This window comes from Citrobacter farmeri (genome assembly GCF_019048065.1).
GTDB lineage: Bacteria > Pseudomonadota > Gammaproteobacteria > Enterobacterales > Enterobacteriaceae > Citrobacter_A > Citrobacter_A farmeri.
Window position 1 is genome coordinate 4,147,505 of record NZ_CP077291.1, and the last position, 17,637, is coordinate 4,165,141.

Below are 17,637 nucleotides of genomic sequence, written 5' to 3' on the forward strand. Positions count from 1 at the left end.
TTCCTTATTTCAGTGATAACGACATGCCCTGCAGGAAGTATTTGCGAAAGAGGATAAATAGCACCACCACCGGCAGCATCTGCACCACTGCCCCAGCCATTACCGGACCAGGATAGATGCCGTAAGATTTGCTGAAAGTTGCCAGTAGCACCGAGAACGGCATCTTTTCGACGTCGCGCATAACGATCAGCGGCCAGAGGAAGTTGTCCCACGAGCTGGAGAAGGTAAACAGTGCGACGATCGCCAGAATGGATTTGTTCAACGGCATCATCACGTGGCGCAAAATGCCCCACAATCCAGCGTGGTCGAGGCGCGCGGCATACAGATAGTCGTTTGGCGTACCTTTAAAGCTCTGCGATACCATAAAGATCCCCCATGCGCTCATGGCATACGGCAGGATCATCGCGCTGTAGTTATTCACCATACCCAGTTCGCGCATCAGCACAAATTGCGGAATGATAAACATAAAGACCGGAAAAACCATTTGAACGATCAGTAGGTTACGAAACGCATTTTTGCCGCGGAACTCGGTTTTCGCCAGCGCGTAGCCCACCAGCATGGAGGTGACAGTGACGCAGAAGGTTATGGCGAAAGAGACATACAGCGAGTTAAACAGCGTACGTAAGAAAGGCTTGTCGGCACGGTTGCTGTTATCAAACAGGAAGATGTAGTTTTCCAGCGTCAGATGACCGGAGAACAGACCGGTAGTGTAGATCTCCGCCGTCGGTTTCAACGACGAAACAGTCATCCAGATAAAAGGATAGAGCCAGCTTAACGCCAGAATAAACATTACCGCGTGAATCACCAGGCTCAGGAGAGTGAGTTTTTTCATTCACACAATCTCGATATTTTTTTCAAACAGTTTACGGAACAGCCAAATCGCCACGAAACTGCAACCCGCAACAATAATGGACATGGTGGCAGCCCATGTTGGTTTCATATTCTGGAAAGCGGCTTCATACATCACTACCATCGGACTGGTGGTGCTATTCAGGGGGCCACCGCCGGTAATTAAATAGGGCTCGGTGAAGATGCTGAAAGCCACGGTAATCGCCAGCACCATAACCATGACAATTTGCGGATTCATCATCGGCAGCGTTATTGCCCAGCCCTGTTTAAAACGCCCTGTTTTATCGAGTATCGCCGCGCTGTAAATATCGCTAGGAATCGCCTGCATCCCTGAATAAAGAATGAGTCCATAATAGCCGACAAATTTCCAGGTCACGATCAACGCAATGGAAAGCATCGCGCAATCCGGGTTAGTAAACCACGGGACGGAAATACCAAAATGTGCACGTAAAAACTGGTTCACTGGACCATATTCGCTAAACAATTTAGAAAAGACGATGGAATACGCCACCCCGGAAGAAATATTGGCGAGTAAAAAACTCAGCGCAATAAATCCCTTGCCATATTTAATGCGTCGTAATCCCGCTGCAAATAAAAGTGAAGCAGCAAAAACAATTGGGATGTACCACATCAAAAAGCGACAAATATTCCACATCGACGTCCAGAATAGTTTATCGTTCACTACACCAGTCAGGTTTTGCAGCCCCGAGAACCGGGGTGTTCCAATAAATTGCCACTGAGTCACGCTCAGCACCGCCAGCCAGGCCAGCGGATAAAACCAGAACAGCAATGAATAACCGATCCAGGTGGAGGCCAGCAGACCTCCGGTACGGGAATCATATCCAGCCATCACGCCCCCTTATTGCGCCATCAGAGCGTTAACTTCCTGCTGTGACTGGTCCAGCGCTTTTGCCGGGGCTTCGTTGTTGAAAATCACCCGTTCAAGCATTTGCGTCATACTGCGCTGAATTTCTGTAGTTTGCGTGGTCGCCACCGGCGGCAGGGCCACATCGACGTAAGAAGCAATATCTTTTTCCAGAGGATTTTTCACAAAATACTCAGTAAACAGCGGATTACTCATCAAGTCGGCACGTGCGGGCGGCATACCAGTCAGTTCAAGCCAGGTGCGGTCATGCCCGGCGTTACCAAAGACCCATTGCATAAACGCCCAAGCCTCAGCTTTGTGCTTGCTGGAGCTGAACATCACCATGCCCTTGCTGTCGCCGAAGGTGTGTGGATGGGCAGTGCCGTTTTCAGTCAGCATCGGGCCAATCTGAATGGTTTTTAGCACCTCCGGATACTGTTTCCGGTAACGGGCAAGATCCCACGGTCCGCGGGCAGAGGCCAGAACCTGACCGGTCGCCAGCGGATCGTCAGCGGAGGTGAAGTCGTAGCTGCTCCACTTGCCGTTAAACACTCTCCCCATAAATATCAGCACCGACTGACCGTCCGGGTTATTAAAAGCTGCTTTTTTATCAGCAATATAAGTTTTACCACCGCTTTGCGCGTAGTACAGGGGAATAAAGTCGAACCAGCGTTCCCACCAGTTCTTACCGGCGGTGAGCTGCATCACGTAACCGTGGTTATCAGCCGCCCGACGCTCCGCCAGTTGATAAAGCTCGTCATAGCGGGTCGGTGCATGGTCGAAACCGTACTTTTTCAGCAGGTCGCTGCGCCACCACCAGACGATAGGATTAACGTATATCGGCAGGACGTTCTGCTGACCGTTGAGCTTCCAGGCGGGGAGAAGCGACGTCATCTGGCGCGTTTTCACCAGGTCATCAAAGCCGGGCATTTTGGAAAGATCCTCAATTTGCCCGACATCCACCAGTTGACTTGCGAAGCCAATAAAAATATTGCTGGAAATATCCGGTTCGGTTCCAGAAGCCAACGCGTTCATAATCGCTTCCTCCGAACTGTTGGCGGCAGGTATAGGGGTAAATTGCACGGGAGTATGGGCGGGGTCTTTATTCCACTCCGTTATCATTTTATTCCAGAAGGCTTCTTCATTTTCGTTAGGTGCCACCCACATTTTTATCGGTGTTTTCCCCCCAACCTGTCCATCTTTTTTCTCATCAGGCCCACAGCCAGAAATATATAGGCTAAGTAATATTGATACTGTCAATTTAGCAACCGCTGCAACTTTCACGATATATCTCCCTAACTCTCAATAAGTGTTATTGGCTTACCGCTACCCTGCTTTTGAATGTTGCGTACGCTAACACCCCTTATTTATGTTTAACGTTAAACAAATCACAAAACTATTTTTGTTTAACGATAAACTCAGCCACCAACATCAGGAAAGAATAAATATAAATATCATGAATATTAAAAACAAAAATATACCGCCAGATAAATATAATAAAAGGCAAACCGCAAAAATAACCATTAAATCATTAGCCAAGGAAATGGGAATATCCCATACTACAATCTCAAACGCATGGAATAACCCAGAGAAACTCTCCGTCGAATTGCGTGAACGCATTTTATGTTATGCCCGGGAAATGGGTTTTCAGGGGCCGGACCGGCTGGCCCGCGCGCTACGCACCGGCAAGTCAGACACCATTGGCGTTATCTTCAACGATTCGATGAGTTACGTGTTTATCGACCCGCACGACATAAAACTGATGCGCGGCATCGCCGTTCGCTGTGAAGAGCAGAATATTAATCTCGTGCTAATCCCCCTGCAAAAAGGAGCCGCTAACGCAACGCCATCGCTGACCACGCTGGTCGATGGTTATATTCTGAATGCAACCCATAATAGCGCCGCCATTATTCAGCAGACGCTGGCTCGCCATCTTCCGGTGGTCACGCTTGATTTTGAATTGCCGGAATACAGCAGCGTGTCGATTGATAACGCCAGCGCGATGCAGGATATCACCCGCTATTTGCTCGATAAAGGTCACCGTCATTTCGGCATTATCGCCTTCTCCTCGCGCCCCGGCGCGCAGGGGATGCGTCATCTGGTACGCGCGGTCACTGGCGATAACACACTGATGCTGACGCGCGTCAACGCCTGTCGCTCCGTCTTCCGTGAACAGGGTATTCCGCTTTCTACCTGCTGGCTGTATGAAACGCAGCATGATGAACAGCACGGTGAACTGGCCGCCGAGGCGCTGCTGAGTACCCATCCCGAGATCAGCGCGCTCATTTGCTTATCCGATCGCTTCGCTCTGGGCGCCGTTAACTACTGCCAGCGCCAGCATCTCGCTATTCCACAGCAGGTGGCCATCAGCGGTTTCGACAACATCATTCCCGATGCCAACGGTATTGGCCTCACCACCATTGCCCAGAACGCGGAACGCAAAGGCGAAATCGCCGTGGAATTACTCCTCAATAACGGGCCCGTAATCCATCACGTGCTGGAATACCAGTTGATCGTGCGGGAAACGGCCTGAGCGTATCTTACTTAATCGAGGGTGGGATTATGGATGAACTGACCTGTTTTAAAGCTTATGACATACGTGGTGAAGTGGGCGTCGATCTCACGCCGGAGATCACCTTTCGTATTGGCTGCGCCTATGCCACGTGGCTGCATCCGAGACGCGTGGTGATCGGCGGCGATATCCGCCTGAGCTCCGAAACGTTGAAAGCGGCGCTGGCCGAAGGGCTGACCGCCAGCGGCGTCGACGTTATCGACATTGGGCTGTCGGGTACTGAGGAGATCTACTTCGCCACCCGCGAGCTACGGGCTGACGGCGGTATCCAGGTCACCGCCAGTCATAACCCCGCACAATACAACGGAATGAAGCTGGTGCGCGAAGAAGCGCGCCCTGTCAGTAATGACAACGGGTTGCTGGCAATCAAAGCGTTGGCTGAACACAATATTTTTCCTCCTGCGGCGCATCGCGGCGTGGTGATCCCTTACGACAATCGTCCGGCTTGGGTTCACTGCCTGACGCGCTTTCTTCATCGTCCTCCGGCTCGCCCGCTGCGGATCGTGACCAATGCCGGGCACGGCACCGCTGGCCCGGCATTGGATGCGCTGGCGGAAAGCCTGGCGCAGGCAGGCGTGCAGGCAGATTTTATTCGTCTGTACCATAAGCCGGACGGCCATTTCCCGGCTGGTGTGCCGAACCCGATGCTGCCGGAAAATCGGCAGGCGACGCGCCAGGCGGTAATTGCGCATCAGGCCGATTTCGGGATCGCCTGGGACGGTGATTTCGACCGCTGTTTTTTCTTTGATGAACAGGGGGCATTTATCGAAAGCTACTATCTGGTCGGGCTGTTCGCACACCACTTCCTGCAACGTTTTCCCTCCAGCACGGTGATTCTCGACCCGCGGCTGACCTGGAACACGCTGGAAATAGTGACCCGCTGCGGCGGTCATCCCATCATCAGTAAAACCGGCCATGCCTTTATCAAAGCGCGTATGCGTGAAGAGGACGCCATCTACGGCGGAGAAATGAGCGGGCACCACTACTTCCGCGATTTTGGTTACTGCGATAGCGGGATGATCCCGCTGGTGCTGATGCTGCAAATTATTGGTAACAGCAATCGACCGCTATCCTGCTGGATTGCCGACGCCCGGGCGCGCTTCCCGGTCTCAGGCGAGATCAACCTGACCGTTGACGATCCAGCGGCGATCCAGAAAGCGGTCATTACACACTATCAATCCGCCTCGCCTGAACGCGACGACTGCGATGGTATAAGCCTGGCCTTCACCGACTGGCGCTTCAATTTACGCGCCTCTAATACCGAGCCCCTGCTGCGGCTCAACGTAGAGACACGGGGCGATGCCGCCCTGCTTACGCAAAAAACCGATGAAGTATTGACGTTGATTACCGCTCAATCCGGCGCTAAGGAGACGCTATGACCACCCTTTCCCTCAGGAATATTCATAAAAAATATGACAAGACCACCATCATTGAAAATCTCTCGCTGGAGATCGCCTTCGGGGAATTTATCGTTCTGGTCGGCCCGTCGGGCTGCGGTAAATCCACGCTGCTGCGCATGATTGCTGGGCTGGAAACCCCTGACGGCGGCACACTGATGATGGGTGATATCGACGTCACCCACCTGGCGGCAGGTAAACGCAACCTCTCAATGGTGTTTCAGTCCTATGCCCTCTATCCGCATATGACGGTGCGGGAAAATCTCTCTTTTGGCCTGCGAAATATCCGCACACCGGCGGCTGAAATTGCCCGACGGATAGAGCATGCCGCCGCGATGCTCAAGCTAGACGAGATGCTGGATCGGCTTCCGCAAAATCTCTCCGGCGGCCAGCGCCAGCGCGTGGCGATTGGGCGCTCCATCGTTCAGCAGCCGGAGCTTTTTCTGTTCGACGAACCGCTGTCGAACCTGGACGCCGCGCTGCGCGTGGAGATGCGCCAGGAGATCCTGCAGCTCCATCACACGCTGAAAAACACCATGATCTACGTCACCCACGATCAGGTGGAGGCAATGACGCTCGCAGACCGCATCGTGGTGCTCTATAAGGGAAAAATTGAACAGGTAGGGACGCCGCTCGAACTGTATAACACGCCGGCGAATCTCTTTGTCGCCGAATTTATCGGCACACCTAAAATCAATATCCTGCCCGCCGTCTGGCGGCAGGGCATGCTGCATCTTGCCGATGATCTTCGCTTTCCGCTTTCACGCCAGCCGATAGGCGCACGTGACGGCGACAAGATGTTCGTGGCGATCCGTCCGGAACATATGCAATACCAACAACCAGGCGACTTTAGCCTGAACGGACGAACCCGTCTTTGCGAACTACAGGGTGACTCTACGCTGGTATGGCTGGAGGTGGCAGGGCAATCGCTATGTCTGAAATCCTTCCAGCAGTTGAGTTTCCCGGCGCAAAGCGCATTAACTCTGACCGTGCAGGAGCAACATCTTCATCTGTTTGATTCGATAGGAAAACGTGTGACTTTCGCCTGATCCGCGCCCCCGGCAACGGGGGCTTTTTTTGAATCCCATCACAATCATCGCATTCCCCTTTTCCCTTTTACCTGCCGACAGCTAAATTAGTAACTCATCCGACCACATAACAATAATTTTACATACTGGACAATCTTATGAGCTATCCGTCGCTGTTCGCCCCGCTTGATCTCGGCTTTACCCAGCTTAAAAACCGCGTGCTGATGGGTTCAATGCACACCGGGCTGGAAGAGTATCCTGACGGCGCTGAACGCCTGGCCGCCTTCTATGCTGAGCGCGCCCGGCATGGCGTTGCGCTGATTGTCACTGGCGGTATTGCACCCGCCCAGTCGGGTGTGGGGATGGAAGGTGGTGCCACGCTCAATGATGCCCGCCAGGTGGCACATCATCGCGTCATTACCGATGCTGTTCACAACGAAGGCGGGAAAATAGCGCTACAGATCCTGCACACCGGGCGTTACAGCTATCAGCCACAACTGGTAGCCCCTTCAGCGATTCAGGCACCCATCAACCGGTTTACCCCGCACGCCCTGAATCACGAAGAAATTCTGCAACTGATTGAGGACTTCGCCCGCTGCGCCCAACTGGCGCGGGAAGCTGGCTACGACGGCGTCGAAATCATGGGTTCAGAAGGCTATTTGATTAACGAGTTTCTTGCCCTGCGCACCAATCAGCGCGACGACGACTGGGGGGGCGATTACGCCAACCGCATGCGCTTTGCGGTCGAGGTAGTACGCGCAGTCCGCCAGCGGGTGGGGAACGACTTTATTATTATCTACCGCCTGTCGATGCTCGATCTGGTGGAAAACGGCGGCACCTTTGCAGAAACCGTGCAACTGGCGCAGGCCATTGAAGCCGCAGGCGCAACTCTCATCAACACCGGAATTGGCTGGCACGAAGCGCGCATTCCCACCATTGCCACGCCGGTGCCGCGCGGTGCCTTTAGTTGGGTCACGCGTAAACTGAAAGGCCACGTTTCGCTGCCGCTGGTCACCACCAATCGCATTAACGATCCGCAGGTGGCCGATGAGATTCTGGCGCGCGGCGATGCTGATATGGTGTCAATGGCGCGTCCGTTCCTCGCGGATGCCGAGCTATTATCGAAAGCACAGTCAGGGCGTGCCGATGAAATTAACACCTGCATCGGCTGTAATCAGGCGTGCCTGGATCAAATCTTCGTCGGCAAAGTGACCTCATGCCTGGTCAATCCTCGCGCCTGTCATGAAACCAAAATGCCTGTTGTTCCGGCTTCCACAATAAAAAATCTGGCTGTCGTCGGCGCGGGTCCGGCGGGCCTTGCCTTTGCCATCAATGCGGCGGCACGCGGTCATCATATCACCCTCTTTGATGCGCAGGGCGAGATCGGCGGGCAGTTTAATATTGCCAAACAGATCCCCGGTAAAGAGGAGTTTTATGAAACGCTCCGCTATTACCGTCGGATGATCGATGTCACTGGCGTCACCCTGAAACTCAATCATTATGTCGCAGCAGACGATCTGCTGGCATTCGATGAGGTGATCCTCGCCAGCGGGATCGAGCCGCGCACGCCGCCGATCGACGGCATCGATCATCCGAAGGTTTTAACCTATCTCGATGTCCTGCGCGACAAAACCCCGGTGGGAAACCGCGTGGCGATCGTTGGCTGCGGCGGGATCGGCTTTGATACCGCGATGTACCTGAGTCAGCCCGGCGAACCCACCAGCCAGAGCATTGCCGATTTTTGTGTGGAATGGGGTATCGATACCAGCCTGCAACAGGCGGGTGGGTTACGTCCGGAAGGCCCGCATCTGGCTCGCAGCCCACGCCAGATAGTGATGCTCCAGCGTAAGGCCAGCAAACCCGGCGAGGGACTGGGAAAAACCACCGGCTGGATCCATCGCACCACATTGCTTTCACGCGGTGTGAAGATGATCCCGGCAGTCAGCTATCAGAAGATCGACGATATCGGCCTGCACGTCTTGATCGGGGGCGAAGCGCGAACGCTGGAGGTCGATAACGTCATTATTTGTGCGGGTCAAGAGCCACGTCGTGAGCTGGCCGAACCGCTGCATGCGGCGGGAAAAACCGTGCACGTTATTGGCGGCTGTGATGTGGCGATGGAACTGGATGCTCGCCGGGCCATTGCCCAGGGCACCCGTCTGGCGCTGGCGATTTAACGCGTTGCCCGGCCACGCTGTGCGTGCCGGGCGGCAAATCGTAAGAAGCAGAGGCTTCAATCAATAAACAGCGCGGGTGATATACCAAACCGCGCGGCTAATTTCTTCGCATGTTCCAGTGTTAGCTTTCTCTGCCCATTTAACACGCGCGATACCATCGACTTGCTGCCTATCTCCGGAAGGTCTGTCATGTTCAATCCGTGTTGATCCATCAAAACACGGATGATCGATACTCCGGCAGGCATTGTTTCCAGTAACGCATTAAACTCCGCAAATTCCGGCGCTGATTTTTCCCAGGCAGTGATTTTGGCGCAAACGAGATCCAGCAATGGGTTATCAGGATCGTTAAGCAACAGATGATCGATAAAAAGCATCGCATCTGCGTACTGTTCTTCGTTATGGATCCCCGCTAAAAAAGGCGCAACAGCCGTCAGCTTTTCACCTGCTTTCAGGATTTCTGAAATCACCATCATTTTTTCCCCTTGGTACGATGCATTGCGGTGAAAGCGTCATATTCTTTATGTGTAAACACATGTCGTATATAGCATTTTTGCGAGGTGAAAAAGAGTAAGACCACCACACGTAACGCATTTCGGCCAATGTTGATCACATAGTGTTTATCAAGATATTTAAAATTATCCAGAGAAGGAAAAACCGCTTTCAAAGCCGCAGGGGTTCTAAAGCAACCCTTAGAGAGGACATTCCCCAGCGCGATCAACTCCGGTGTATGCTGCGGATATTTTTCAGCAGCATCTCGCAATGCTTTCAGTGTTATCAGGTGCATTCTTCATCACATCCATTGACAAATTGGCGGTATCATAACACGGGTTGCCACAATGGCAACTCGCAGTATTAAACGAATCTGCCTGACGTTACACCAGAAATAGTTGAAAGCCTTTTAACACAGTATTCAGAGGAAGGAGGAATGTTGCGTTTGCGGGCACCGTTCCAGAAAAAAGCCCGGCCACGCTGTGGGTACCGGGCATGGGGGATATTCTTTTAGCGACGGCGGCCGACTTTCACCGCTTTGAGCACCACAAACTTATTGTTGGTGGCGACGGTAGCGCAGTTGCCGAAGATCTTCTTCAGCTTGTGGAAGTAGTCGAGATGACGGTTGGCGACAATATACAGTTCACCGTTGATCTTCAGGCAGCGACGGGCGTGGTGGAACATTTCCCAGGCAATGTTATCCGTCAGCGCATGCTTCTGATGGAACGGCGGGTTGCACAGTACGGCATTAAAGCGGAAAGGCTCAACCCCGGACAGGGCGTTGTTAATCATAAATTCGCAGCGATCGATAGCCTCAGGCAGGTTAGTTTCTACATTCAGGCGACTGGAAGCGACCGCCATCGGAGATTCATCCACAAAGACTACATTAGCCTGCGGATTTTTTTCCAACAGCGTCAGGCCAATCACCCCGTTGCCACAGCCGAGATCGACAATTTCCCCTTCCAGATTCTCAGGCAGGTGCTGCATAAAAAAGCGCGCGCCAATATCCAGCCCGGTGCGGGAGAAGACGTTGGCATGGTTGTGGATGGTCCAGTCGGTACCTTCCAGTTTCCAGCTTAGTGTCTCCGGTGCTTCGGCCAGAGCCGGTTCACTGAAAGTGCAATTGATGAGACGCGCCTTTTTCCACGCCAGCGTGGTGGTCGTTGGACCGAGCACTTTCTCAAACAATTCCAGCGTGGAGTTATGGATATCACGCGCTTTCGCGCCAGCAATAATACGAGTTTGTGGGGTCACCACTTTTCGCAGCGCGCGCAGCTGTTGCTCAAGCAGAGCCAGCGTTTTTGGCACTTTGATGAGCACCACGCCCGGCGCCTGCGGATACTCCGCAGTGCTGTCGAGAAACTTGACGCTGGACTCCGCGATATCGTTATGGCGCAGGTTTTCCCGCGTTGCCAGCTCGCTTAAATAAGAATCGCCAATGCTGTACGGCGACTGCTCCGCCAGCGCGCAGCTCAGCGCACCGAAGGTATCATTCAGGATCAGCACCGGGCCGCGAATTTCCGTATCGTCCAACTGTTGCAGCAGATAGTCATCTGCCGCTTCCCACGCCAGCAGCGGGTTAACGTCGTCCGTTTCCGGGAAACGTTTTAGTGTCAGTGAACGGAAACCGTTGTCTGTGTGGCTCATCGGCCCTCCTGAATGGTAAAATTTCGGTGTATCCCGTAAAAGGGTGCGTGAGTATACCTTAATTTTGTTGATTGGCGTGGACAGAGATGAATGAACTGAACTACCTCCAGGGCTACCCGGAGAACCTGCTTTCACAGGTACGCACGCTGATTGCCGAGCAGCGGCTGGGTGCGGTACTGGAAAAACGCTATCCAGGAACGCATGATTTCGCGACGGATAAAGCGCTGTGGCAATACACCCAGGATCTGAAAAGCCAGTTTCTGCGTAATGCCCCGCCTATCAACAAAGTGATGTACGACAATAAGATCCACGTACTGAAAAATGCACTCGGCCTGCACACGGCGGTTTCTCGCGTGCAGGGCGGCAAGCTAAAAGCGAAAGCCGAGATCCGCGTTGCCACCGTGTTTCGCAACGCGCCGGAACCCTTTTTACGGATGATCGTTGTACACGAACTGGCACATCTGAAGGAAAAAGAGCACAACAAAGCGTTTTATCAACTTTGCTGCCACATGGAACCGCACTATCACCAACTGGAATTTGATACGCGCCTCTGGTTGACGCAGTTGTCGTTAAAGGAAACTGCGCAGTAGCGCACTGGCTTTGTCATAAAGGCGTGCTAAATTGACGAAAGAATCCCTTTATGGAGCCTGAAGGCATTTATGATACGTTTCGCAGTGATTGGCACAAACTGGATCACCCGTCAGTTTGTGGATGCCGCCCATGAGACCGGCAAATATAAGTTAACCGCAGTCTATTCCCGCAGCCTCGAACAAGCGCAAACCTTCGCCAATGATTACCTCGTCGAGCATTTGTTTACCTCGCTGGACGCAATGGCGCAAAGCGATGCGATTGATGCGGTGTACATTGCCAGCCCGAACGCGTTGCACTTTCCCCAGACCCAACTGTTTCTGAGCCATAAAAAGCACGTGATCTGCGAGAAACCGCTGGCGTCGAATCTGGCCGAAGTGGAAGCCGCCATCGCCTGCGCGCGAGAGAATCAGGTGGTGCTCTATGAAGCCTTTAAAACGGCCAGTCTGCCTAACTTCCTGCTGCTACAGCAGTCGCTGCCGAAAGTCGGTAAGGTGCGCAAAGCATTCCTCAATTACTGCCAGTACTCGTCGCGCTATCAGCGCTATCTTGATGGCGAAAACCCAAACACGTTTAATCCGGCTTTCTCCAACGGCTCGATCATGGACATCGGTTTCTACTGCCTGGCTTCTGCCGTGGCGCTGTGGGGAGAACCGCACAGCGTACGGGCCTCTGCCAGTCTGTTGGAGAGCGGCGTCGATGCCCACGGCGTGGTGGTGATGGACTACGGTGATTTCAGCGTCACCCTCCAGCATTCTAAAGTGAGCGACTCCGTTATCGACAGCGAAATCCAGGGCGAATCCGGATCGCTGGTGATCGAAAAAATCTCCGAATGCCAGAAGGTCTGCTTCGTTCCACGCGGCGGGAAAACCCAGGACCTCACCCAACCACAGCACATTAATACTATGCTGTATGAGGCACAGGCGTTTGCAGAACTGGTGGACGCCAATGAAGTGAATCACCCCGGATTGTCCAACAGTCGCATTACGGCAAAACTGCTGACCGAGATTCGTCGCCAGACCGGCGTCATTTTCCCGGCAGACGATGTCAGCCGTGCAGCCACTGCGTAAAACATTGTAAAACAGATGTTACAGGCCATTGACGGAAGGCGTGGCCTGTCATATTTTGTTACCTGCAAAGGGGAGTAACTTCATTGTCGGTCGATCGTCATTACGATGTGTGAGAAACCACATCCGGTCACCGGGCAACGAAAAAGGAATGCGTTAACGCATTCTTTTTTTGTTGTAAGTGAGACCTTGCCGGAAGGCGAGGTCTATGCATAAAAAAGCAGCGGCTGACGTCTTCCGACGTTGGCCTTTTTTTATGCGTAAGGAATATTTATGAATACTGTCGGCACACCGTTGTTATGGGGCGGATTCGCTGTTGTTGTGGTGATTATGCTGGCTATCGACCTCTTTTTGCAGGGGCGTCGTGGCGTACATACGATGACCATGAAGCAAGCGGCGGCCTGGTCTCTGGTCTGGGTCACGCTCTCGTTGTTGTTTAACGCTGCGTTCTGGTGGTACCTGGTACAAACCGAAGGCCGCGCCGTCGCCGACCCGCAGGCGCTGGCGTTCCTCACCGGTTATCTGATCGAAAAATCCCTCGCCGTCGATAACGTCTTTGTCTGGCTGATGCTGTTCAGCTACTTCTCTGTGCCGCCAGCCCTGCAGCGTCGGGTACTGGTGTACGGCGTGTTGGGTGCAATCATCCTGCGTACGGTCATGATTTTTGCTGGCACCTGGCTTATCACCCAGTTCGACTGGATCCTGTACCTGTTTGGCGCGTTCCTCCTGTTTACCGGGGTGAAAATGGCGCTGGCGAAAGAAGACGATTCCGGAATCGGCGACAGACCGCTGGTGCGCTGGTTGCGTGGACATCTGCGCATGACCGATACCATCGAAAACGAACATTTCTTTGTGCGTAAAAATGGACTGTTGTATGTCACGCCGTTGATGCTGGTGCTGATTCTGGTGGAACTGAGCGACGTTATTTTCGCGGTCGACAGTATCCCGGCTATTTTTGCCGTCACCACCGACCCGTTCATCGTACTGACCTCAAACTTGTTCGCGATCCTGGGTCTGCGTGCGATGTACTTCCTGCTGTCAGGGGTTGCAGAGCGGTTCTCAATGCTGAAATACGGTCTGGCGGTGATCCTGGTATTTATCGGCATTAAGATGCTGATCGTCGACTTCTACCATATCCCGATTGCGATTTCGCTGGGCGTGGTGTTTGGCATCCTGGTCGTGACGCTACTGATCAATGCCTGGGTCAACTATCAGCATGATAAGAAACAGCAGGCGTAATTCTGTCGAGCCGGGCGGCGCTAGCGCGTCCCCGGCCAATAGATAATCCGGCGTCTGCTTTTTGTAGAACATGTCACATCATTGTTAATGTTAAGTTGCAAAACATGACCACAGCATAAAATCCAGCATATTTCACTTCCCGAAGCGTTATCTTTCCTTATACTCAACCAGGCAAACACTTTGTTACATCCGGAAAGAGACGTCCACAGAACGTCCAAAGGATGCGCAATAACACAATGAAAGGATGAAGAAATGACTACGCAACGTTCTCCGGGGCTGATGCAGCGTTTGGCCCAGGGAAGCCTGGTAAAACAAATTTTGGTGGGTCTCGTACTGGGGATCATACTGGCATCGATTTCAAAACCGGCGGCTATTGCCGTGGGTTTGCTCGGCACACTGTTCGTCGGCGCGTTAAAAGCCGTTGCCCCTGTGCTGGTTCTGATGCTGGTGATGGCGTCGATCGCTAACCATCAACACGGGCAAAAAACCAGCATTCGCCCGATTCTGTTTCTCTATCTGTTGGGGACATTTTCTGCCGCGCTCGCCGCGGTGGTCTTCAGTTTCGCTTTCCCTTCAACGCTGCATCTGACCACCAGCGCAAATGATATCGTGCCGCCGTCAGGCATCGTGGAAGTCCTGCGCGGTCTGCTGATGAGCATGGTTTCCAACCCCATTGATGCACTGCTGAATGCCAACTATATCGGCATCCTGGTATGGGCGGTCGGCCTTGGTTTTGCTCTGCGTCACGGCAACGACACCACCAAAAATCTGATCAATGACATGTCGAACGCCGTCACCTTTATGGTGAAACTGGTGATTCGATTTGCCCCGATCGGTATTTTTGGTCTGGTCTCTTCCACGCTGGCGACCACCGGGTTCGCGACGCTGTGGGGCTACGCGCAACTGCTGGTCGTGCTGGTCGGCTGTATGGCGCTGGTCGCGCTGGTTATCAACCCGCTGCTGGTGTTCTGGAAAATTCGTCGCAACCCATATCCGCTGGTCTTTGCCTGCCTGCGTGAAAGCGGCGTCTACGCCTTCTTCACCCGCAGTTCTGCGGCGAATATTCCGGTGAATATGGCGCTGTGTGAAAAGCTGAATCTGGATCGCGATACCTATTCCGTTTCTATCCCGCTGGGTGCCACCATCAATATGGCAGGCGCGGCGATCACCATTACGGTGTTAACGCTGGCTGCGGTGAATACGTTGGGGATCCCGGTGGATCTGCCCACCGCGCTGCTGCTGAGCGTCGTCGCTTCTCTGTGTGCCTGTGGCGCATCGGGTGTGGCGGGCGGCTCGCTGCTGCTGATCCCGCTGGCCTGTAATATGTTTGGTATCCCTAACGATATCGCCATGCAGGTGGTTGCCGTTGGCTTTATCATCGGCGTGTTGCAGGATTCCTGTGAAACCGCGCTGAATTCGTCAACTGACGTCCTGTTTACCGCTGCGGCCTGTCAGGCTGAAGACGAACGTCTGGCGAATAACCCTCTGCGCAACTAAGCGCCTGCCCCTTCCGTCATCTGGCGGAAGGGTTCTCTTCCTGCACGCTTTTCTCAATTTTGAACGGATCGATTCCCCGGCGTTTCATCCGCCAGAAACGGATAATGTTCAGCCCGTTCATCACCAGAAAACTGCCTTCAATCAGCGTACCGCCGATCGATCCCAGCCAGAAGTTATGCACCACCCAGCAGGCTGTCGCACACCACATCACACAGCGTACCGTTAATCCTTTACAGCGGAACAGCGCCCAGGTGCTGGCGAGCGTGCCGATGACAGGCAGAATTTCCATCGCGTGCTGTAGCTTCGACAGCCCAAGCACCAGCGTGAGGATAATAAACAGTGCCATTACCCACAGTTTACGGGTGCGCATGGAAACCAGAGTGCGCACGGTATTGAGTTCTGCGCTCATCCCGGCGGGCCAGGCGCCCATCAGAAAGAAGTGTACGCCTATCGTGGCGCTATAAACGGCAAGCTGGAGTCGGAAGCGGCGCTCATCGCGGTTGAAAAACGTGGTAATGCCAATCAGAAACGCGAGAACACCGACGCCCTGAGCCAGCCAATACGCGGTCATGGGAGATCCTTGTCAGGAAATACAAAAACAAACGACGCTTCATCATATGAAACGTCGTTTTTAAAATCCAGACTCACGCGATTACCCGAAAGATTCCGTATCACAGCAAGGTGACCCGTTTCGTCATCCCCGCGGGAACGCGAAAGATAATGGGTAATTACAATGTGACGCCACTTTTGAAGATAGCCAGTTCGCGGAAATCATTGCGTTCGTTGCAGGTCTGCTTGCCATTAGCAAAATCAACGATGGTATCCACGAACTCATCCAGCAGTTGTGGCATCGCTTTGCCGTGGATCAACTGACCAGCATCAAAGTCGATCCAGTGCTTTTTCTTCGCGGCCAGTTCGCTGTTAGTGGCGATTTTCACCGTCGGCACAAACCCGCCGTATGGGGTACCGCGACCGGTGCTGAATAACACCATATGACAACCCGCGCCTGCCAGCGCACTGGTGGCAACCGCATCATTACCCGGCGCGCTCAGCAGATTCAGCCCGTGGGTTTTCAGACGCTCGCCGTAGCGCAACACGTCAACCACCTGGCTGGAGCCCGCCTTCTGCGTGCAGCCCAGCGACTTATCTTCCAGCGTGGTGATCCCACCGGCTTTGTTACCCGGCGAGGGGTTCTCGTAAATCGGCTGGTTATGGGCAATAAAGTACTGCTTGAAGTCATTGACCATGGCGACCAGTTTGCCGAACGTCTCTTCGTCGCGACAGTGGCTCATTAACAGTTGCTCGGCACCGAACATCTCCGGCACTTCAGTCAGAACGGTGGTACCGCCGTTGGCAATCATATAGTCAGAGAAGCGGCCAAGCATCGGGTTTGCGGTGATCCCGGAGAGCCCGTCAGAACCGCCACACTCCAGACCAAACTTCAGCTCGCTCAGTTTCCCCGGCTCGCGCTTGTCGTGACGCATCACATCGTAAAGCTGATGGAGGTGCTCAAGCCCGGCCTCCACTTCATCGTCCTGATGCTGACAAATCATAAAGTGCACACGTTCAGGATCGAAATCGCCCAGCGTTTCGCGGAAGGCATCCACCTGATTATTTTCACATCCCAGGCCAATCACCAGCACGGCACCCGCATTCGGATGACGGACCATGTTTTGCAGCATAGTACGGGTATTGATGTGATCATCACCCAGTTGCGAGCAGCCGTAGGTGTGGCTGAACAGGAAGACACCGTCGGTGCCCTCCGCATCGTTAGTCTCTTTCAGGAAACGGTTCTGGATCTGGCGCGCAATCCCGTTGACGCAGCCCACGGTAGGCAGGATCCAGAGTTCGTTTCGTACCCCGACTTCCCCACTGGCGCGACGATAAATCTGCACGTCGCGATCCGCTGGTTGGGCAGGAAGATCCTGAAAATCAGGTTGATAGCTATACTCATCCAAATCGCTCAGATTGGTGCGAGTATTGTGGGCGTGAATATGTTCACCCGCCGCAATGTCCGCCAGCGCATGGCCGATAGGCTGGCCATACTTAATCACGTACGTTCCCTTCCTGATGTCACTTAAGGCAAATTTGTGTCCGCGAGTGACATCCTGGCGAAGCGTTACGGTGTGGTTATCCACTGTGACTTCCGTTCCCTGCGCCAAATCAGCCAGCGCGACCGCAACGTTATCCTGTACATGGATTTTGATGTATTGCATATCAAC

Annotated in this window: 16 protein-coding genes; 8 read left to right on the forward strand and 8 right to left on the reverse strand. The window is 53.5% G+C overall.

Features of this window, described 5'->3' with window-relative positions; genetic code table 11:
* Window positions 1-4: 4 nt before the first annotated feature.
* From I6L53_RS19480 to I6L53_RS19490, 3 genes are read right to left on the reverse strand one after another with little or no spacing between them, the layout of a single operon-like run.
* On the reverse strand, window positions 5-832 hold the full coding sequence (locus I6L53_RS19480) for a carbohydrate ABC transporter permease (RefSeq protein ID WP_042325281.1): 828 nt from the start codon (window positions 830-832) through the stop codon (window positions 5-7).
* Window positions 833-1,699, reverse strand: a complete 867-nt coding sequence (locus I6L53_RS19485) for a carbohydrate ABC transporter permease (RefSeq protein ID WP_042325279.1) — start codon at window positions 1,697-1,699, stop codon at window positions 833-835.
* 9 nt (window positions 1,700-1,708) lie between these two features.
* Window positions 1,709-2,998, reverse strand: coding sequence for an ABC transporter substrate-binding protein (locus I6L53_RS19490; RefSeq protein WP_042325277.1), 1,290 nt, complete (start codon window positions 2,996-2,998; stop codon window positions 1,709-1,711).
* A gap of 172 nt (window positions 2,999-3,170) precedes the next feature.
* On the opposite strand from I6L53_RS19490, the gene I6L53_RS19495 reads away from it, so the two are divergent.
* From I6L53_RS19495 to I6L53_RS19510, 4 genes are all read left to right on the forward strand, one after another.
* The gene (locus tag I6L53_RS19495) at window positions 3,171-4,247 is read left to right on the forward strand and encodes a LacI family DNA-binding transcriptional regulator (RefSeq protein WP_042325276.1); all 1,077 of its coding nucleotides are present in this window, start codon (window positions 3,171-3,173) and stop codon (window positions 4,245-4,247) included.
* A 29-nt stretch (window positions 4,248-4,276) separates the two neighbouring features.
* On the forward strand, window positions 4,277-5,665 hold the full coding sequence (locus tag I6L53_RS19500; RefSeq protein WP_042325274.1) for a phosphohexomutase domain-containing protein: 1,389 nt from the start codon (window positions 4,277-4,279) through the stop codon (window positions 5,663-5,665).
* Window positions 5,662-6,732, forward strand: coding sequence for an ABC transporter ATP-binding protein (locus tag I6L53_RS19505; RefSeq protein WP_042325272.1), 1,071 nt, complete (start codon window positions 5,662-5,664; stop codon window positions 6,730-6,732). Before I6L53_RS19500 ends, I6L53_RS19505 begins: the two co-directional genes overlap by 4 nt.
* 137 nt (window positions 6,733-6,869) lie before the next feature.
* Entirely contained in the window at window positions 6,870-8,888 is a 2,019-nt protein-coding gene (locus I6L53_RS19510; protein ID WP_042325270.1) for an oxidoreductase, read from the forward strand.
* A gap of 56 nt (window positions 8,889-8,944) precedes the next feature.
* On the opposite strand, the gene I6L53_RS19515 is transcribed toward I6L53_RS19510, so the two are convergent.
* The 3 genes from I6L53_RS19515 to rlmG form a co-directional block, all read right to left on the reverse strand.
* Complete coding sequence (locus I6L53_RS19515) at window positions 8,945-9,361, reverse strand: helix-turn-helix domain-containing protein (RefSeq protein WP_042325268.1); 417 nt, start codon at window positions 9,359-9,361, stop codon at window positions 8,945-8,947.
* On the reverse strand, window positions 9,358-9,672 hold the full coding sequence (locus tag I6L53_RS19520) for a type II toxin-antitoxin system HigB family toxin (RefSeq protein ID WP_042325266.1): 315 nt from the start codon (window positions 9,670-9,672) through the stop codon (window positions 9,358-9,360). The genes I6L53_RS19515 and I6L53_RS19520 overlap by 4 nt, the downstream gene beginning before the upstream one ends.
* A 215-nt stretch (window positions 9,673-9,887) precedes the next feature.
* Window positions 9,888-11,024 (reverse strand): 23S rRNA (guanine(1835)-N(2))-methyltransferase RlmG, encoded by a 1,137-nt coding sequence (rlmG, locus tag I6L53_RS19525; protein ID WP_042325264.1) that lies wholly within the window; start codon window positions 11,022-11,024, stop codon window positions 9,888-9,890.
* Between the two features lie 86 nt (window positions 11,025-11,110).
* Between rlmG and I6L53_RS19530 the strand changes: the two genes are divergently transcribed.
* The 4 genes from I6L53_RS19530 to sstT all read left to right on the forward strand — a co-directional run bounded on the left by I6L53_RS19530 (window position 11,111) and on the right by sstT (window position 15,415).
* A complete protein-coding gene (locus I6L53_RS19530) occupies window positions 11,111-11,614 on the forward strand; it encodes a M48 metallopeptidase family protein (protein WP_042325262.1) in 504 nt (167 codons plus the stop codon).
* A 69-nt stretch (window positions 11,615-11,683) separates the two neighbouring features.
* Complete coding sequence (locus I6L53_RS19535) at window positions 11,684-12,682, forward strand: Gfo/Idh/MocA family protein (protein WP_042325259.1); 999 nt, start codon at window positions 11,684-11,686, stop codon at window positions 12,680-12,682.
* Between the two features lie 270 nt (window positions 12,683-12,952).
* Window positions 12,953-13,918 (forward strand): TerC family protein, encoded by a 966-nt coding sequence (locus I6L53_RS19540; RefSeq protein WP_042325257.1) that lies wholly within the window; start codon window positions 12,953-12,955, stop codon window positions 13,916-13,918.
* 252 nt (window positions 13,919-14,170) lie between these two features.
* Window positions 14,171-15,415, forward strand: a complete 1,245-nt coding sequence (gene sstT / locus I6L53_RS19545) for a serine/threonine transporter SstT (protein WP_042325255.1) — start codon at window positions 14,171-14,173, stop codon at window positions 15,413-15,415.
* A 16-nt stretch (window positions 15,416-15,431) separates the two neighbouring features.
* Here sstT and I6L53_RS19550 read toward each other — a convergent pair whose 3' ends face one another.
* Together I6L53_RS19550 and I6L53_RS19555 are read right to left on the reverse strand one after the other, a co-directional pair.
* Window positions 15,432-15,986, reverse strand: a complete 555-nt coding sequence (locus I6L53_RS19550) for a YgjV family protein (protein ID WP_042325253.1) — start codon at window positions 15,984-15,986, stop codon at window positions 15,432-15,434.
* 157 nt (window positions 15,987-16,143) lie between these two features.
* Window positions 16,144-17,631 (reverse strand): UxaA family hydrolase, encoded by a 1,488-nt coding sequence (locus tag I6L53_RS19555; RefSeq protein ID WP_042325251.1) that lies wholly within the window; start codon window positions 17,629-17,631, stop codon window positions 16,144-16,146.
* Between the last annotated feature and the right edge of the window lie 6 nt (window positions 17,632-17,637).